1 pseudogene is annotated in these 231 nt (G+C 68.8%); it reads left to right on the top strand.

Features of this window, described 5'->3' with window-relative positions:
• A pseudogene (locus AAEZ10_RS27830) lies at window positions 1–231 on the top strand (PepSY domain-containing protein); the annotation flags it as partial.

The raw sequence follows: 231 nt of genomic DNA, 5'->3' as shown, positions 1-231 counted from the left end.
GCTCTGGATCGTCAGCGGCGTGGTGATGCTCTTCGTCGGCTACCCCAAGCTGACGCCAGAGGAGCACCTGTCACGCCTGCAGCCGCTAAGTGGCGATTGCTGCGTCGCACCAGGCGCAGCGCTTGCCGCCAGCGCAGACCCGCGCACGCCGCTCAGCCTGCGTCTGACCGGTGCCGGTGGCTCGCCGCGCTATCTGTTGGACTACGGCGACGGCCCGTTGCTGGTGGTCGA

This window comes from Pseudomonas sp. H26/SER47-MNA-CIBAN-0231 (assembly GCF_040310465.1).
GTDB classification, from domain to species: domain Bacteria; phylum Pseudomonadota; class Gammaproteobacteria; order Pseudomonadales; family Pseudomonadaceae; genus Aquipseudomonas; species Aquipseudomonas atacamensis.
The sequence above is the reverse complement of the archived record's forward strand: the minus strand, read 5'-3'. Positions and strand labels throughout refer to the sequence as shown.